The organism is Pseudomonas sp. M47T1, assembly GCF_000263855.1.
GTDB lineage: Bacteria > Pseudomonadota > Gammaproteobacteria > Pseudomonadales > Pseudomonadaceae > Aquipseudomonas.
This window is the reverse complement of the sequence record NZ_AJWX01000020.1, coordinates 100,604-117,279: the sequence shown is the minus strand read 5'-3', so window position 1 is coordinate 117,279 and position 16,676 is coordinate 100,604. Positions and strand designations below refer to the sequence as shown.

The window sequence follows — 16,676 nt, the reverse complement described above, 5'->3', positions numbered from 1 at the left end:
GGTCAAGGTGAGCGTGCCAGGCAACCCCGACCCGGACCCTTCCACGCCCTACATCAATGAAGACCTGTTGCCACCCACCGGCATTCCCGCCGTCATCGATGCGGCGAGTGCCGTGGACCTGACGCTCGGCATTCCGCGCTATGAAAACCTCCACGCGGGGGATGTCATCACGCTGTATTGGACCGGCATTTCCGTGACCCATACCGTTACCGCCGCCGAGGCCAGCACGCCAACCTTACCGCTGAACATCGTGGTGAGCGCCGACATCATTCGTGCCAACCCGGGGCTTGCCCTGGTGGTGAATTACGACATTCGCGATGTGGTGAAAAACTGGTCATTGTTCAGCCTTTCCACTCACACCGACGTCGAGGCCCCCGGCGGCTTGCTTGCCCCTGCAGTGAGGGATGCCGATGATGCCGACGTGCTGGATGTGGACGGGCTGGGAGGCGGCGACGTGGCCATCTGGGTGCCGGTGAACGGCAACCTCGCCGTGGGCGACCAAGGCGTGCTGACCTGGGTGGGCCAGCCAGTGCTGGGCTCGCAGGTGACCTACACCCAGCCGTTTGTGATTGCCCAGGCCGCCACCCGCCTGACCCTGTACGTGCCCAACGGTCAGGCCGCTGCCTTGGTGGGCAGCACAGCCTCGGTGTATTACGACGTCAATGGCCGCCGCTCCTCACGTGCTTCGGTCAGCCTCATTGGCCAACCCGTCACCCTGGCGTTGCCGCACCTCACCAACGTGACACCACCGGACTACAACCCCGACCTGATCCCTGGCAGCACCCAGGAAGTGATCGTGCCGGCGTATGCCTTCATGGCGGTGGGGCAACGCGTGACGCTGGTGTGGGACGGCACCAGCGCCAGCGGCGGCAATGTGTATGACACCTTCGAACGGGACATTCAATCGCAATCGCAGGTGGGGCGCGATATCAGCTTCCAGGTCGACAAAAACCTGGCCGCGGCGTTGGCCGGCGGGTCGCTGAAGGTCAGCTACAAAGTGGCGGTTGGCGGGCAGGAATATGCCTCGCTTGAGCTTGAGTTGAATGTTGTTGGGCAAGTGAATACGCTGCCGGCGCCGGAAACCGACCCAGTGTTCGCCAACGGTTTTGTCGACCCGAACCTGATCGGCAATTCCCTCGACGTAGTGATCAAGCCCAACGGCGTGCTGCAGCCGGGCGACGAGATCAGCGTGCACTGGCATGGCCTGCCCAATCAAAGCTACAACGTGGAAGTGGATTTTCCGGCCGCAGGCAACCTGGTCGTGCCGATTGCCAAGGACCCCTTTGTGCTGGGTAACGTCAACAACCTCGTGGAGGTGTGGTACGCCGTGCGACGTAACGGCGTTATTTTTGGTAGTTCGCGCAAGCTGACCTTGAACATTGGCGAAGCCAGCCAGCAGCCTTGGCCGGCACCCTCGGTGATGGACGGCACAGGAGGGAACGCCAACCCCTGGAGCCCGATAAAACCTGGCACCAACAGCGAAGAGAACACCGCCACCGTGGCCGTCAACGACGCGCGCCTGGCACCGGGCGACGTGGTGGGCGTGGTGTGGTTCCTGCCGGACGGCACTTACCTTGCTATTCTCTGGTTTACCGTGAGTACGGCGGGGCAGGCGCGCATCCCCATTGCACGGGAATTCCTCGCCCAGAGCTTGGGCCAGACCATACGCGTGGATTATGTGGTGTTTCGCGGTGATGATGTGGTGGGTACATCGCTGGAGTTGAGCTTGACGGTACTGGCCCTGCCCAGCTCGGTGCTGCCAACGCCCGCCATTAATGAAGCGGTGAATGACGAACTGGATGTGCAGCGCCTGCTGGTAGACGCTACCGCGACGGTGGCCGCGTGGCCGTTTATGACCACAGGCCAGCTTTACTGGTTGGAAGCGCGCGGTACGCTGGCCGATGGCAGTGCCACCGTGATTCCTTTGGCGAGTGCCCAGCCCGTTACATCGCTGAGTGGCGTTACGCGCTCGATTCCGTTGGCGCGGTTGCAGGCGTTACGCGATGGCAGTGCGTTGATGGTGGAGATGAGCGTGGCGTTTGCAGGGGATGCGGGTGCTACGGTCACTTTCCCATTGCGCCATTATGTTGTGCGCGTCGAGCTGCCGTTGACGCTGACGGTTCCGTATGTTGTTGAGGCGGATCCGCTGTCGGCGACATTGACCACCTCAACCTTGAATACAATGAAAGATGTAAGTGGTGCAACCGTTCAGATTCCGCTCTATGGGGGCATGCAGATCGGCGACAGAGTTTCTTTTTTTTGGCAAGGCACGGCTGGCGCGGGAACCGTCAGCCTGGAACAGACAGTGGAACGGCTTGCAGAGATGAGTTTTCGCGTGCCCTACAGCGCTTTAAGCCTCAATTATAATCGAAATGTAAGTCTCTCGTTTACTGTGACAAAACCGTCGGGGGCGAGCCAAACGTCCAGTGTTCACAGGCTTTACGTTTACTACTTTAATATAGCGGGTGAGTGTCACATCACACAAGGCGGTCCATTTTATATGGCATGCACTGTTGCTTCTGACACAGTAACGGTGCCGTCAAATCTAGCGAATGGCTCAACAATTGTGTCCAGCAGTCGCTCGGGTACTGGAGGCTACAGCGTATTGGCTAATCATGCCACCCGCTTCAAAATCAATCACATTGGTAGCCAACCTGTGACTGATGCAACGATAGCCTCGACCGGTATAAAAGGTATTGCCATGAGGCTTTATTTTCCGGTTAACAGTCCAAGCCCGGAGAAGTATTTCGTAGCAGACCTTCACGGGGCTGCGGGGAGTTGGGATCCATACCCGTCGTGGATCGAATTTGTAAAAGTTGGTCCTGTTGAAACGGGCACCATTCCTGCTGGGCCGGTTGTCACGTTCTACATTGGCGCAAATAGAATGGTCGGTTATCAGTTTTCACTCACGAAAGCGGTGACGTTTATAGCAGGAAGCTGATGGTTCGCGAACAATAAAATTGGTAGCGACGCTTGCACTGAGGGGAGGGCGTAATTTTACGCCCCTTTCTTTTCTGCCCACTCAGTTAATCAACCCCGCCGCAATATTGATCGAAAACCCCAATATCGCCGTATTAAACAAAAACCCAATCAACGAATGCCCCAACACCACCCGCCGCAGCGCGCGGGTGGCCACCCCCACATCCGAGGTCTGCACCGCCACGCTGATGGTGAACGAGAAATACAGAAAATCCCAATAATCGGGCGCGGTTTCGCCGTCGGCAAAGCGCAGTGGCGCGTCCTTGCCCTGGCGCAGGTAGAACAGCCGCGCGTAGTGCAGCGCAAACACCACGCCAATCATCAGCCAGGAACCGATGACCGTGGTGGCCGTGAGGGCGTAATGCAGGCCGCGCACGCCGGTGGTCAGTTGCTTGCCACCGGCCAGTAGAAAACCGATGGCCGCCAGGCTGGCGATGGCAGCCACGCACACGGTCACCAGCACCAGGCCGGCGTTTTCGTCTTCCTGCTGGGCGGTTTGCTGCACTTTGCTGGGGTTGGCATGCAGGGCCAGCCAGCTCATCAGCGTCACGTAGCACCATACGCCGCTATTCCAACCAATGATGACGCGCATCACCGGGTCGGCCGGGGCCAGCAGGCCTGCGGCAACGCCCACCACGGCAGAGAATGAAAGGCGCGGATGGGTACGGGGCAGGCTGGGCAGGGCCATGGGTGTCCTTGTTGAGAAAGAAAAAAGAAGGAGGTCTCTACTCCTTTTATACGTTGCTGTCACCTGTCAGAACTACCAGTAGGCAGCCTATATTATTTCAGGTTCAATATAGGTTGGATCCCAATGGAGAGTGCGCCATGTACATTGATGCTCCCAATGAGCCGAGGTTGCTGCAAGGTATGATGAGCCAGGCGCGCCTCACTCGGCGGGCGGGCTCGGCGCAACGGCCGGCCAGCAACGATGCAGTGTTTGACCGCCAACCCGGGCCGCAGTGCCCTGGCTCTGGCGGTGGCGACAAACCGGACCTGCCTGGCTAGTGTTGCGCTTTCTACCAGTAACGGTTAATCGCGTTCCGGCGTTCAATGGCGGCCTTCTACCGCATTCCGGAACACGTGGGCATGGACTTCCTTACCTTTACGCTTGTTGGCCTGTTCACCGGCACCCTGGGTGGCTGGGCCGCGTTTGCCTTCGGCACCAAGACCGGCAAAATGATCGCAAGCTCCGCCAGCCTGAGCGCCATGGCGCTGGAAACCGATTCGGCGCTCAAGGGCTTCATGGGTTATGGCCACGAGCCGGGCGACCTGGTGCTGACCTTGAGCGGCGCCTACGTGGTGGGTTTTTTTGCCACCCTGGGGCTGCTGACCCAGTTGCTGCTCAAGCAGGATTCCAGCTACCGCATTACCTTGATTGATGTGGTGTTTGGCAACAACAAGGCGCTGGATGCCTACCATGACGCCAAGCGCCGGGAACTGGATTCGCTGCTGGACCGTGAGCTGAACATCGACGCCCTGAGCCGCGAGCGCGAAGCGTTGGACCGTCGTCAGTTGGAGCTGGATGTGCAGGCCCGGCTGCTGGCCGCCGAGCGCGAAGAGGCCGAGGCGCTGCTGCAGGCCCGTGATGCGCTGGTGAAGGGCCATGTGGCCATGCCGCTGCCGTTGCAGCACAAACACCTGATCAAGCCGGAGTTCTTCGAGTTGCTGCCACGCCAGGTGCTCAAGGTGTGCCGCTTTCATCACGCCTTGCTGCAGGAAACCGAGCGAGCAGTGCGGCAGGCCCCCGAGCGGGACTTTGCGGCATACCTGATGGCCGTCGCCGGGCACCTGAAGGAACACCTGTTCGACCAATGCACCCAAGGCAGCCTGGAAGAAGTACGCGTGCATTTTCGTCGCTTGGAGGCTGCCGACATGACCTACAAACCGTACGTGGTGCACGGCCATACCGAAATGGAGGTGGCCGCAGTGCACGTGGATGACGGTTTGATCAAGGCATCGCGCCAGTCACGGCGCAGCCTGGTGTACTCGGCGAACAAGAGGCTGGCCATTGTCGGTGGCGCCAACTTTGTGTGGCAGGACTACCTGGTGTACGCCTTCGACGCCATTCGGCACGGCGACCTGCCGATGTACAGCCTGGGCATTTCCATTCGCCACCGGGCGGCCCATTCGAGCCTGTTGTACCTGATCAGCTTCTTGCAGCTGGAGCAGGTGATCCAGCACGAAATGCTGCGAGTGCATCGCGCCGGCAAGGAAAGTGCACAGCGGTAGCCGCACATGGCCTTTGGGCAGGTTGTACTGACCGTCAGGCTGTGTAATTCCTGATAGGAATGCACCGCATAAAAAACATGAATTTTATTTATGGGTCATCAGGCGCTAGCGTATATCCACCTGATAGGAGACCTGTAAATGGACGCCCACAACAACGAGCAGCATTGGCAACGCAACCTGGCGGTGTGCGTGTTCGGTGCCTTCACCACCATTATCGCCATGACCCTGCTGCTGCCTTTTTTGCCGCTGTATGTGGAGCACCTGGGGGTGACTGACCCAGCCGCCATCGTGCAATGGTCTGGCGTGGCGTTTGGCGCCACCTTCCTGTCGGCGGCACTGACCGCGCCGCTGTGGGGCCGCCTGGGCGACCGCTACGGGCGTAAGCTGATGCTGATTCGTGCCAGCCTGGGCATGGCCATTGCCATGTCGCTGATCGGCCTGGCCGAGAACATCTGGCAACTGGTGCTGTTGCGCCTGTTGGCGGGGTTGCTGGGCGGTTATGCCTCGGGCGCGACCATCCTGGTGGCCACGCAAACCCCCAAGGCACGCTCGGGGTGGGCGTTGGGGATTTTGTCGTCGGGCATCATGGCCGGCAGCTTGGCGGGGCCTTTGATCGGCGGGGCGTTGCCGCCGCTGGTGGGTATCCGCAACACGTTCTTTTTGTCGGGGGCGTTTATTTTCGTGGCGTTCCTGGCCACGGCATTGTTGCTCAAGGAGGTACCACGGCCCAAACGTGCGCCGGTGGCCAAGGACGCACCGCGTAGGGATGTGGCGGTGAACATGGCGCCGGTACTGGCAATGTTCACCGTGGCCAGCCTGGTGACGTTCTCCAACATGTCGATCGAACCGATCATTACCGTCTACCTGATGCAACTGGGCGCCGCCAACGTGACCCTGACGGCGGGGCTGGTGATGGCGGCCGCGGCGTTGGGCAGTATTATCTCGGCTTCGCGGTTGGGCAAGCTGGCCGACCGGGTAGGGCACTGGAAGGTGGTGATCGGCTGCTTGATGGCCGCGGCGCTGTTGCTCATTCCCCAGGCGCTGGTGACCGAGCCATGGCAACTGGTGGTGCTGCGTTTGTTGATGGGGTTGGCGTTGGGCGGCTTGCTGCCGTGCATCGCCAGCATCATTCGCCATTCGGTACCGGAAGGCATTGCCGGGCGCATGCTGGGCTATTCCACCTCCAGCCAGTACGTGGGGCAGGTGTTGGGGCCGCTGGCCGGTGGTTACCTGGGCGGGCACGTGGGGATGCGTGTGGTGTTCTGGGTGACGTGCGCGTTGATGGCGCTGGGGGCGGTGGTCACCGCCCTGGCGCGCCCCAAGGCAGTGGCGTCAGAAGGACATGGCCACGGCGAAGAACACGCCGCAGGCCACCACCACGTAAAGTGAAAACCGGATCAGCTCTTTTACGCCGAACTCTTCCATTGCCCTGACTCCTGAATGGCTGTGTCGATGGCGCAATCATGCGCCGTCGGTCCAACAGGGCACCAGATGCAGAAACAACGAAAAAAACCGGATCAGATGCTCAGGCGATGGTGTCCACCACGCCGCCGTCCACGCGCAGGGCCGCGCCGGTGGTGGCGCTGGCCTGGGGCGAGGCAATGTACACGGCCATGTTGGCCACTTCTTCCATGCTGGCAGCCCGCTGGATGATGGACGTGGGGCGGTGTTTCATCACGAAGGCCGCCGCAGTCTTTTCCATCGACTCGCCGCTGGCGGCCTGCTGGTCCTTGAGCATGTCCTGCAGGCCTTCGGACAGGGTGGGCCCCGGCAGGATGGCATTCACCGTGACCCCGGTGCCGGCCATGCGCTTGGCCAAGCCACGCGATACCGACAGGTTGGAGGTTTTGCTGAAGCCGTAGTGAATCATGTCAGCCGGGATATTCAGCCCCGACTCCGAGGAGATGAACAGCACGCGGCCCCAGCCCTTGTCGGCCATGCCCGGGAGGTAGGCGCGGGACAGGCGCACGCCGGACATGACGTTGACCTCGAAGAAGCGTTGCCATTCCTCGTCGGGGGTGTCGAAGAAGTCCTGCAGGCCATACACGCCCACGTTGTTGACCAGAATATCGACCGCCGGCAGTTCGGCCACAGCCTGCTTGCAGCCTTCGGCGGTGCCCAGGTCGGCGGACAGGCCCTGGACGCTGGCGCCGGTCACCGCTTGCTGCAACTTGGCCACGGCGGCATCCACCGCTTCGCGTTTGCGGCCGTTGACCACTACATGGGCACCGGCTTCAGCCAGGCCCAGGGCAATGGCAAAGCCGATGCCCTGGGTGGAGCCGGTGACGAGGGCGGTCTTGCCGGTCAAATCGATGTTCATGGCGAATCTCCGTGCGAAGGGGCGAAGGAAAAGCAGGGGCAAAGATAAAAGCATTAGCATCGAGACCGGATCTTGCCAGCGGCGTTCCCTGTTTTTGCCATCTATACTGCAAAGCCCCGTGTTCCGGTCAGGAGCCACGCCATGATTCGTCGAGTTCTGTTGCCCATTGCCCTGCTCAGCGCCGCCCTGGCCGCAACGCCCGTGTGGGCCAGCGGCGGCGATGATTCCCCGCCCAAACCCAACTGCCCCAAGGGCAAGGTGTGGGACAGCCGCAGCAAGCGCTGCGTGATGCAGCAAAGCAGCGCGGCCAGTGATGAAGACCGCACCGACTACGCCTACCGCCTGGCCAAGGATGGGCGTTACGAGGAAGCCATCGCGCTGCTGGACACCCTCAAACAGCCCAATACCGCCAAGGCCCTCAATTATCGGGGCTATGCCACTCGCAAGCTGGGGCGTACCGATGAAGGCATTGGCTATTACCTGCAATCCGTGAAGCTGGACCCACGCTATGCGCAAGTGCGCGAGTACCTGGGTGAGGCTTACGTGATCAAGGGGCGGCTGGATTTGGCCAAGGAACAATTGGCGACCATCAAGTCCCTTTGCAGCACCACCTGCGAGGAGTATCAGGACCTGGCCGAAGCCATCGACAGTGCTTCCAAGACCTAGGCGGGTGGCCGGACATCGCTACGGAGGAGGGCGTGACGGGTGCCGCGCAATGTCTGGCGTAACGCATCGCACGCCGCAGCCTTCGGCAGCTCCGGGTCAGCCTGGCTGCGCTGCCAGACTGTTGCTCACGTTACGACCCAACACCAGCACGGTCACAAACCCACACCCGACCAGGGCCGTGGCCAGGCTCATGAGCACCGATGTGCCCATGCGGTCGACGATCTGCCCGCCGAAGAACGACCCCACCGCGATGATCACCTGGAACAAGGCGACGAACAGCGGCATGCCGCGTTCCACGTCCTTGGGCGCTACCACGAACATCCAGATGCTGGCGCAGGCCGGGAAAGCGCCGAAGGCGAAGCCCCACAGGGCGATCAGCATCGCGGCGCCGGTCATGCCGGTGGCGAAGTAGGGAAACAGCAGGGTGCTGGCGCCGATCATCAGGGCCACCAGCAACAGGGTGTGGCGCACGCTGCGGTTGGCGGCGAAGCCGGCGAAGATATTACCCATGACCCCGGCCACGCCATACAGCAACAGCAACGAGCCAATGGTCGGGCCATCGAAGCCGGCGCTTTGCTTGAAGAACGGGGCGACATAGGTGTACGCGGCAAAGTGCGCCAGGCCAATCAGCAACACCGCAATCAGGCCAACCCGCGCCTGCGGGTTGATGAACAAGGCCGGCAGGTCACGGATCTCGATGGCCTTGTCGGGGTTGAGGCGCGGCAGCAGGAAGACCTGCGCCAACAGCACCGGCACGCCCACCAGCGCGGTTACCAGGAAGGTCATGCGCCAGCCCATCAGGCCACTGAGCCAGGTGCCCACGGGCACGCCCAGTACGGTGGCCAGGGTCACGCCCACCATGATGATCGAAGTGGCCTGCGCCACGCCCACTCCCTTGGGCGCCAGGCGGCCGCTGAGGGCGATGGCCGTGGCCCAGAAGCCACCGATGCTGATGCCCAGCAGTATGCGGCCGAACAGCAGCAGGCTGAAATCGCTGGCGTAGGCCACCACCGAGTTGGCAATGATCATGATCAGCGTCAGGCCGATCAGCAGGTAGCGGCGGTCCATGGCGCCAATGCCCACCGACAGCAAGGGGGCGGCGAGGGCGGCCATGATGCCCGGCAGGGTCACCATCAGGCCGGCGTGGCCGGCGCTGATGCCAAGGTCGCTGGCGACGTCGTTGAGCACGCCCACCGGCAGAAATTCACTGGTCACCAGGGCGAAGGCGCCCACGGCCACCGACAGAATCGCCAGCCACTGCTGTTTGACGCTCTGTTGACTATGTTCAGGTAGGCCGCGAGGGGCCTGGCTAGCGCTTGGCATGATGCTGAGTTCCAAGGGGGAAGGTCGCCTGCGGGCAGGCGAGAGGAGCGGGGAAAAGTGAGGGGGATTATAAGTATCAATTTTGCCAAGCGTTCAGGCATGCCGCTTGATAGTCAACATCATTGGCATTGATAAACCACGCTGGCTAGAGCGGTTCTGGTGCTGCGCAAAAGGCTGCTCATAAAGCCTGGACCAGAACTCAAACGTCTGGCGGCAGCGGCTACCGCTACCGCTCAACCACCCAGGCTGTGTGCTACGTGGGAAGCGCAATAAATCCGCCCGCAGCCCCCTGCGTTCCATTAGCATGGTTACGCCAAGCCACGCGCACCTCATGCCTATGGCCCCTCCAAAACAATGAACCTGCCCCTACCTCTCCATGACTGCCTTCTACCTCAAACTGTTCATTACCCCCTCGCTGATGCTTGCCATTTCCCTTGCCGGCAACCGCTGGGGCACGCGCCTCGCAGGGCTGCTCTCCGGTTTGCCGGTGACTTCAGCGCTGATCATGCTGTTCCTCACCCTGGAGCAGGGCAGCGGATTCGCGCTCAGGGCCATTCCTGGGGCATTGGCCGGGTTGGCAGCGGTGCAGGCAACCTACCTGAGCTACGTGTTGGCCGCGCAGCGGGTGGGTGTGCCCGTCGCTTGCGTGGCCGCCATGGCAACGTACGCTGCCATGGCGGCGTTGACGAGTCAGGCGGGCAGCGTGGCCGTGTCGGTGAGTGTGACGCTGATGCTGATGGTCTCGATCATCGTCGTCACCGCCCATCAGGCACCGGCCAGCGCTGCGCGCCTGGTGGCGGTGCCGCGCTGGGTGATCCCCATGCGTATGCTGACGGCGACATTGTTGTTGCTGGCGATCACCGCCAGTGCCACGTGGCTGGGCCCCGTGGCCAGCGGCATGCTGGCGCCGATTCCGGTCATTGCCTGGCCGTTGGCGGTGTTCGCGCACGTGCAGGGCGGGCGGCTGGAGATGGGCAAGATCGTTCGGGGCAATGCCATTGGTGGCGTAGGGGTGCTGGGGTTCTACCTGGTGCTGGAGTGGGCGATGGTGCCATGGGGCGGGCTGCCGGCCATTGGCGCGGCGGTGGTGCTGGCGGTGGTGACGACGTTTGTGTTGGCGAGGGTATTGGACAGGCGCTGAATGCCCCCGCCGTGTTACCGCCCCCCCTCATAAGCCATGGAATGCCGCGCCAGCTCCGAATCTATGTTCACTGCCCACGGCGGGTTGGCCGCAGTGGGGTGGACAATTAATGCGCAACCAACGCCAGCGCAAAGCACAGGGACACCACGATCGCGACAAGCACATTGATGTTCATGCCGCCTGCCTCAACCCTTGGGCCAGCCACCGCCCAACGCACGGTACAACCCCACGCGATCGAGCGCCGCCTGGGTGGCGCTGTCCACCAGATCGCTCTGGGTGGCCAGCAGGGCGCGCTGCACCCCCAGCACGTTGATGAAGTCCACCGCGCCCTGGGTGTAGCGATCCCGGGCTGTGCTCAGGGCAATGGTGTTCTGGTGAACGGCTTCGGCCAGGGAGGTGTAGTGCTGTTTTTCCGCCGAATAGTCGGTCATGGCATTGTCCACTTCATGCCAGGCGCCCAGTACCACTCGCTGGTAATGGATGGCCGCTTCCTGCGCTTGGCGTTTGCGCAGTTCCAGGGTGCCGGTCAGGCGGCCGCCCTGGAAAATGGGCAGGTACAGGCTGGGGCCGTAGGACCAGGTTCTGGAATTCCACTGACCGAAATTGGACCCATCCAGCGCTTGCGAACCGATGCTGGCGCCCAAGCTGATGCGCGGGTAGAAGTCGGCCTTGGCCACGCCGATGGCGGCTGTGGCACGGTGCAGGGCGGCTTCGCTTTCCTGGATATCAGGGCGGCGCTGGGCCAGTTCCGACGGCAGGCCCACCGGTACATCCGGAGCGGGGTCGGGAATGGGCTTGGGCTCGATCAGCTGCGCGTGCAACGCACGGGGTGCCTGGCCCAGCAGAAGGCTCAAGGCGTTGATCAAACGGTCCTGTTGAGCGCTCAACACCGGCAGCACCGCTTCAATGGTGGCCACCTGGGCCGCGGAGTTGGCCGTGTCCAGGTTGGTGGTCACGCCGTTTTCAAAGCGGGTTTGGGTCAGGTGGTTGCTTTGCTGCGCGATTTCCAGGTTTTGCCGGGCCACGGCCAATTTGGCCTGCACACCACGCAGCTGGATATAGTCGGTGGCGGTTTCGGCAGCGATGCTCAGCAACACGCCATCACGCTGGGCCTGGGTAAGCAGGACCTCGGCATCGGCGGCTTCGACGTTGCGGCGCACGTGGCCCCACAGGTCGACTTCCCAGCTGGCGTCGATGGCGCTGCTCCACAGCTCGAACGGCGCCTTGCCGTCGAGGTTGGACTCGTCCAGCACGCCAACTGAGCTGTTGCGGGCGCGCTTGTAGGCGCCGGACGCACTGATGCCTGGCAGTTGTTCGCGGCCGGTTACCTGGCGCATCAGCCGGCTCTGCTCCAGGCGGTTGCTGGCGGTGCGCACGTCGAAGTTGTTGCGGGTGGCCTGCTCAACCAGGGCGGTCAATTGCGGGTCACCCAGTTGTTGCCACCATTGGTGGTCGGCCGCGCCGTTCAGGGTCGAGCCGTGTTGCACGCTGTCCTGCCAGGTGGCCGGCAATGGCGCGTGCGGGGCTTGGAAGTCCGGGCCCACGGAGCAGGCGCCCAGGCTGGCCAGGGCGAGGAAAAGAAGAGAACGCTTCATCATCAATGCCCCTTGGTGGTATCGACGCTGGCGACCACGGACATGCCGATGCGCAGGCGGTCCAGGTCAGGCTGGTTCTGATCAAAGACGATCTTCACCGGGATACGCTGCACCACCTTGGTGAAGTTGCCGGTGGCGTTGTCCGGGGCGATTTCCGAGAACGACACGCCGGTGGCGGGTGCGACGCTGTCGATATGGCCCTTGAAGCTGTGGTTGGGAACGCTGTCCACGCGCAGGTCAACCGGCTGGTGGGCGGTCATGTGCGCCAGCTGGGTTTCACGGAAGTTGGCCACCACGAAGGCTTCGTGCAGCGGCACCACGGCCATTAACGGTTGCCCCTGGGCCACATAGGCGCCCACACGCACCGAGCGCTGGCCGACCATGCCGTCCTGGGGGGCGGTGATGCGGGTGTAGGACAGGTTCAGGTCGGCCTGATCTTTGGCCGCCTGGTCCTTGGCCAGTTGCGCCTTGGCCACTTCCAGTTGGGCCTTGAGCACATCCAGGGTTTTGGTGGCGGCCACGCGCGAGGCTTCATCGCGGTCGCGTGAGGCCTGCCAGCCTTGCAGGTCGGCATCGGCCTTCTGACGTTCCTGCTGGGTGCCGGCGCCGGCATTGGACAGGTTCAGGTAACGCTGGGCGTTGGCCTGGGCAAACTTCAGCGACGCGGCCGTGGCGCGGGTGGTAGCGGCCGCCTGGTCGATGACCGCCGCCTGGCGCTCGATGCCGGCCTGCAGGTTTTGCAACTGTGCCTTGGCGGCCATGACGTTGGCCGCCGCCGCTGCCTGGGCGACCACAAAATCGCGATCATCCAGTTGCGCCAGCAGGTCACCGGCCTTCACCGCCTGGTTGTCTTCCACCAGCACTTTGGTGATCTGGCCGGCCACGCGTGGGGAAATCAGTACTGAGTCGGCGCGCACGTAGGCGTCGTCGGTGTGTTGGATGGCACTGTCACTCAACACTCGATAGCCGGTGTAACCGGCGACGATGACGACGGCGGTGCAGATGAGGCTGATGGCGGTTCTATGTTGTTTCATGGCGATACCGGGGGTTGCGGTGGATAGGCACGTTTGGGCAGGGTCAGGAGCAATACAAGCAGGATGGCGACGACGGCGAGCAGTGCGAGGAAGGCATCGCTGAAGCTCAGTACGTATGCTTGTTCGCGCACACGCTGTGCTAGCGACGCAAGGTTCTTATCAGCAAACACTGGAGTCAGTGACGGGTAACGAGCGCCTAGACTGTCGAGCAGCGTATTGGAGTGCAGGTGCTCGCGGTGGGTGACAAAATGCTCGAGGGCCGAAGCGGCCACGACCGAGAACAGGCCCCGCATGGTATTCACCATGGAGGACGCGAACGGCCCTTCCATAGGCGCGATCACGCCGGTGGCATTCATCAGCAGCGGCACCACAACCATCGGCTGGGCGAAGGCATGGATGATCTGCATCAGGTAGAAGTCGTCGCGAATCCAGTCGGTGGTCAGCAGCGAGCCACCCACGCAGGCCCCGGCCATCATCAACAGGCCGCTGCCCATCACGTAACGCGAGTCCACCCAGTTGCGGTTGATGACAAAGGCCACCAGGGGCGCCAGCAGCAGTTGCGGCAGGGCGATCAGCAGGGCGGTGGGCATGGTTTGCAGGTAGCGATAGCCTTTTATTTCGGTCAGGTAGGCCGAGGGAATGGCGCCGCCGGCCATGGACAGGAACAAGAACAGGCACAGGGTGATGATGCCGAACGCGAAGTTGCGTCGCTCCAGCAGCTGAAGTTTGAACAACGGCAGTGGGTGAAACCATTCATTCACCAGGAAAAGCGGCAGGCACACCCCGGCGCCCAGCAACAGCAGGGCAATCAGCGCAGAGTTCAGCCAGTCGAGGCGTTCGCCCTGGGTCAAGGCAATGACCAGCATCGCAATGCCGCCCACGCCCAGCAGGGCCCCGCGCCAGTCCGCCTGCTTGAAGCGTTCCAGGCGGATCGGGTCCTGCGGCAGGCCGTAGGCAATCAGGCCGGCGCCGATCAGGCAGCTGGGCACAATCTGCCAGAACACCATGCGCCAATCACCGCCTTCGGTCCACAGGGCGGCCAGGGGCGTGGCCAGGTTGGGGCCGAAGGTGGCGGTCAGCGCGTAGGCCGACAGCCCGTAGAGCTTGATGTGCCAGGGCAGGAAACGCAGCGCGGCGGTCATCAGCAGCGGTGGCAAGGCCCCGCCGGCCAGGCCCTGCAATACCCTGAGCGTGACCAGGCTTTCGAAGTTGGGCGCGAACGGTATCATGATGCCGAACGCAGTAAAGGCGCACGTGACCACCACGGCGTAGCGGCGGATGGAAAACGTCATCGCCAGCCACGGCGACAGCAGCATGGCGCACACCTCCGCAGCGGCGTACGCCGAACTGATCCAGGTACCCTCGTCATGGCCCAGGCCAAAAATACCGAGGATATCGACCAGCACCGTGTCGGTGACGCGATCATTGATGCCCGACGTGAGGGCGGCGAGCAATACGCCGACTAGGCCAAGGGCGAGGCGCCAGCCGAAGGGGGCGGGCGCGGGGGGAGAGATAGGGGCTGACAAGGGTGTTCCTGCTGCGGCAAACAACGATTAAACCTGATATGCGGTACACTGTACTAATTAGTGATACATAAGGCAAGTCAATGACGAATTCTGAATCTGATCGTGGTGGCGGCGTACAGGTCATCGCCCGGGCGGCGGCCATCCTGCGTAGCCTGGAAAATGAGCCCGCTGGCCTGAGCCTGGGGGCCATCGCCAAGAAAAGCGGCCTGCCGCGCTCCACCGTCCAGCGCATGGTGGATGCGCTGGCGCAAGAGGAACTGCTGGAGGTGCACGGCCGCGGCGGCGTTTGCCTGGGCCCGGCGTTCATGCGCCTGGCGTCCCACAGCCACGTGGACATCACCCAGAAGGCCCGGCCTTACCTGGAAGAGTTATCGCGGGTGACGGGGGAAACGGCGGTGCTGATGGGCGCCAGCGGTGCCGAGTTGATGATCCTGCACTCGGTGGTGTCGCCCCATGCGCTGCGGGTGTCGCCGGTGGCCGGCAACTTCCTGAACATCCACGCCACGGCGGGCGGCAAGGTATTGCTGGCGGCGATGACCGACAGCGCGGTGACCCGCATGCTGGGGACCGAACTGTCGGTCCTGACCCCCAAGACGCCGACCATCGAGCGGTTGCTCGCGCAACTGGATGACATTCGCCAAGGCGGCTTTGCCTCTGACTTTGACGAGCACACCCTGGGTGTCGGCGCCTTGGCCATTGGCTTGCAGACGCCCCAGGGGCATTACGCCATCGACGTGGTGGGGCCGGTGTGGCGCATGGAGCAGGCCATCGACACCATCAAGGCGGCGCTCATTACCTGCCGTGACGACCTGCTGGCGGCCATGCGCAGCATTGCCTGACACACCGCGTGGGGAGCGGGCTCTGCGCGAATAAGGCACCGCGGTGTATCAGATACTCTGCGGTGCCCTTTTCGCGGGTAGAGCCCGCTCCCACGAAGGGCTGTGGCTGCTACCGCGCGAATGCGATTCCTGTAGCAGCGGTGCAAGCCGGGTTGCAGGCGCCAAAGGGCCAACCTATGGAGCGCTGGCCTGCGTGAACCCTTATCGGGTCCGGCCACATGATTTAAGCCCGATGGTTGTTTCTCTTAAAACAGTCGATTGAATTCCACGTCGCGAAGTTCGATATCGTCGGATGAAGGTGCCGTCCGCTGTATAAAGTATTTCGTAGCATTGGCGTTACAACAAAACAGGATAAATTATTTAAGCGAATGTATGCCCGGCCGATAGCCTGAGTGCCGGTCCAACACCCAGCGGGTTTGATTCTGGCAGCACGTTACGAGGGGCCCGTCAATCGCTGTTTGATGAAGCTTTACCCAGTGATTTCGGGGGCTTACGGTGTTCCGCGACATAGGGTGGTGGCAAACAACGCCCTGGCGTTTAGCAAGATTGTAACGTTCATGATGCAACGTTGACTTATGGAGAGAAAGAGTATGCCTGTTATCAAGCATATCAGGGCTGAATATGGTCCGTTAGTTAAGCCTTGCGAATCCGTAAGTGTTTCAAAGTTGATACATGTTGCCAGGGCCAAGGCAAAGGTTGCCCGCACGCGCGAGATGCTGTTGAAGCGATATCCGCCAGAGTTGGTGGGTGTAGAAGAAATAGACGCCGTGCTCGGCCTGTACTTTCCCGACATCAGTCGTACCGAGCCCGTTGGGCAATGTGTGTACTTTCCAACACGCCCTGTGCCTTGCCTCTTACAGCGTTGAGCATCGCGCGCCCACCGCTGTGGGTAGTCAGTATGTGGTTGGGCAGCGTGCGCTTCAGCCGCCCGATCATTGTCGCGGGCAACTACGACCGCAAGCGCCGAGTGGGCCATCGGCCACGCCACCCTGGCAGCCTCCACGGCGTTTCAGGGCGCGGTGTG

At 62.2% G+C, this 16,676-nt stretch carries 13 protein-coding genes; 7 read left to right on the top strand and 6 right to left on the bottom strand.

Annotated features, from left to right (window positions below):
* Window positions 1-2,941: hypothetical protein (locus tag PMM47T1_RS20105; protein WP_008372353.1), on the top strand; the 2,941-nt coding region annotated here is incomplete at its 5' end.
* Window positions 2,942-3,022: 81 nt separating this feature from the next.
* Here PMM47T1_RS20105 and PMM47T1_RS20100 read toward each other — a convergent pair.
* Complete coding sequence (locus tag PMM47T1_RS20100) at window positions 3,023-3,661, bottom strand: DUF1345 domain-containing protein (RefSeq protein WP_043301306.1); 639 nt, start codon at window positions 3,659-3,661, stop codon at window positions 3,023-3,025.
* 143 nt (window positions 3,662-3,804) lie between these two features.
* On the opposite strand from PMM47T1_RS20100, the gene PMM47T1_RS20095 reads away from it, so the two are divergent.
* The 3 genes from PMM47T1_RS20095 (at window position 3,805) to PMM47T1_RS20085 (ending at window position 6,597) form a co-directional block, all read left to right on the top strand.
* Complete coding sequence (locus PMM47T1_RS20095; protein ID WP_043301287.1) at window positions 3,805-3,984, top strand: hypothetical protein; 180 nt, start codon at window positions 3,805-3,807, stop codon at window positions 3,982-3,984.
* Window positions 3,985-4,029: 45 nt separating this feature from the next.
* Window positions 4,030-5,208, top strand: coding sequence for a hypothetical protein (locus tag PMM47T1_RS20090; protein WP_008372350.1), 1,179 nt, complete (start codon window positions 4,030-4,032; stop codon window positions 5,206-5,208).
* Between the two features lie 138 nt (window positions 5,209-5,346).
* Entirely contained in the window at window positions 5,347-6,597 is a 1,251-nt protein-coding gene (locus PMM47T1_RS20085; RefSeq protein ID WP_008372348.1) for an MFS transporter, read from the top strand.
* Between the two features lie 136 nt (window positions 6,598-6,733).
* Here PMM47T1_RS20085 and PMM47T1_RS20080 read toward each other — a convergent pair whose 3' ends face one another.
* The gene (locus PMM47T1_RS20080; protein WP_008372346.1) at window positions 6,734-7,528 is read right to left on the bottom strand and encodes an SDR family NAD(P)-dependent oxidoreductase; all 795 of its coding nucleotides are present in this window, start codon (window positions 7,526-7,528) and stop codon (window positions 6,734-6,736) included.
* Window positions 7,529-7,669: 141 nt separating this feature from the next.
* On the opposite strand from PMM47T1_RS20080, the gene PMM47T1_RS20075 reads away from it, so the two are divergent.
* A complete protein-coding gene (locus tag PMM47T1_RS20075) occupies window positions 7,670-8,194 on the top strand; it encodes a tetratricopeptide repeat protein (protein ID WP_008372343.1) in 525 nt (174 codons plus the stop codon).
* A gap of 96 nt (window positions 8,195-8,290) precedes the next feature.
* Here the strand turns inward: PMM47T1_RS20075 and PMM47T1_RS20070 are convergent, their stop codons facing one another.
* Complete coding sequence (locus PMM47T1_RS20070; protein ID WP_008372342.1) at window positions 8,291-9,517, bottom strand: MFS transporter; 1,227 nt, start codon at window positions 9,515-9,517, stop codon at window positions 8,291-8,293.
* Window positions 9,518-9,893: 376 nt separating this feature from the next.
* Here PMM47T1_RS20070 and PMM47T1_RS20065 point away from each other — a divergent pair, with 376 nt between their 5' ends.
* Window positions 9,894-10,658, top strand: coding sequence for a hypothetical protein (locus PMM47T1_RS20065; protein WP_008372340.1), 765 nt, complete (start codon window positions 9,894-9,896; stop codon window positions 10,656-10,658).
* Window positions 10,659-10,843: 185 nt separating this feature from the next.
* Here the strand turns inward: PMM47T1_RS20065 and PMM47T1_RS20060 are convergent, their stop codons facing one another.
* From PMM47T1_RS20060 to PMM47T1_RS20050, 3 genes are read right to left on the bottom strand one after another with little or no spacing between them, the layout of a single operon-like run.
* Window positions 10,844-12,253: an efflux transporter outer membrane subunit gene (locus PMM47T1_RS20060; protein ID WP_050990439.1), complete on the bottom strand. Its 1,410-nt coding sequence runs from the start codon at window positions 12,251-12,253 to the stop codon at window positions 10,844-10,846.
* Window positions 12,254-12,255: 2 nt separating this feature from the next.
* The gene (locus PMM47T1_RS20055) at window positions 12,256-13,287 is read right to left on the bottom strand and encodes an HlyD family secretion protein (protein WP_008372337.1); all 1,032 of its coding nucleotides are present in this window, start codon (window positions 13,285-13,287) and stop codon (window positions 12,256-12,258) included.
* A complete protein-coding gene (locus PMM47T1_RS20050) occupies window positions 13,284-14,837 on the bottom strand; it encodes an MFS transporter (protein ID WP_443216103.1) in 1,554 nt (517 codons plus the stop codon). The genes PMM47T1_RS20055 and PMM47T1_RS20050 overlap by 4 nt, the downstream gene beginning before the upstream one ends.
* A gap of 56 nt (window positions 14,838-14,893) precedes the next feature.
* Between PMM47T1_RS20050 and PMM47T1_RS20045 the strand changes: the two genes are divergently transcribed.
* Entirely contained in the window at window positions 14,894-15,652 is a 759-nt protein-coding gene (locus PMM47T1_RS20045) for an IclR family transcriptional regulator (protein ID WP_008372333.1), read from the top strand.
* Window positions 15,653-16,676: the final 1,024 nt, after the last annotated feature.

What these genes read in the sequence shown, in the direction of transcription:
- PMM47T1_RS20095 (WP_043301287.1), top strand. Translation starts at nt 3,805, where the DNA reads ATGTACATTGATGCTCCCAATGAGCCGAGGTTGCTGCAAGGTATGATG.
- PMM47T1_RS20090 (WP_008372350.1), top strand. Translation starts at nt 4,030, where the DNA reads ATGGCGGCCTTCTACCGCATTCCGGAACACGTGGGCATGGACTTCCTT.
- PMM47T1_RS20085 (WP_008372348.1), top strand. Translation starts at nt 5,347, where the DNA reads ATGGACGCCCACAACAACGAGCAGCATTGGCAACGCAACCTGGCGGTG.
- PMM47T1_RS20080 (WP_008372346.1), bottom strand. Translation starts at nt 7,528, where the DNA reads ATGAACATCGATTTGACCGGCAAGACCGCCCTCGTCACCGGCTCCACC.
- PMM47T1_RS20075 (WP_008372343.1), top strand. Translation starts at nt 7,670, where the DNA reads ATGATTCGTCGAGTTCTGTTGCCCATTGCCCTGCTCAGCGCCGCCCTG.
- PMM47T1_RS20070 (WP_008372342.1), bottom strand. Translation starts at nt 9,517, where the DNA reads ATGCCAAGCGCTAGCCAGGCCCCTCGCGGCCTACCTGAACATAGTCAA.
- PMM47T1_RS20065 (WP_008372340.1), top strand. Translation starts at nt 9,894, where the DNA reads ATGACTGCCTTCTACCTCAAACTGTTCATTACCCCCTCGCTGATGCTT.
- PMM47T1_RS20060 (WP_050990439.1), bottom strand. Translation starts at nt 12,253, where the DNA reads ATGAAGCGTTCTCTTCTTTTCCTCGCCCTGGCCAGCCTGGGCGCCTGC.
- PMM47T1_RS20055 (WP_008372337.1), bottom strand. Translation starts at nt 13,287, where the DNA reads ATGAAACAACATAGAACCGCCATCAGCCTCATCTGCACCGCCGTCGTC.
- PMM47T1_RS20045 (WP_008372333.1), top strand. Translation starts at nt 14,894, where the DNA reads ATGACGAATTCTGAATCTGATCGTGGTGGCGGCGTACAGGTCATCGCC.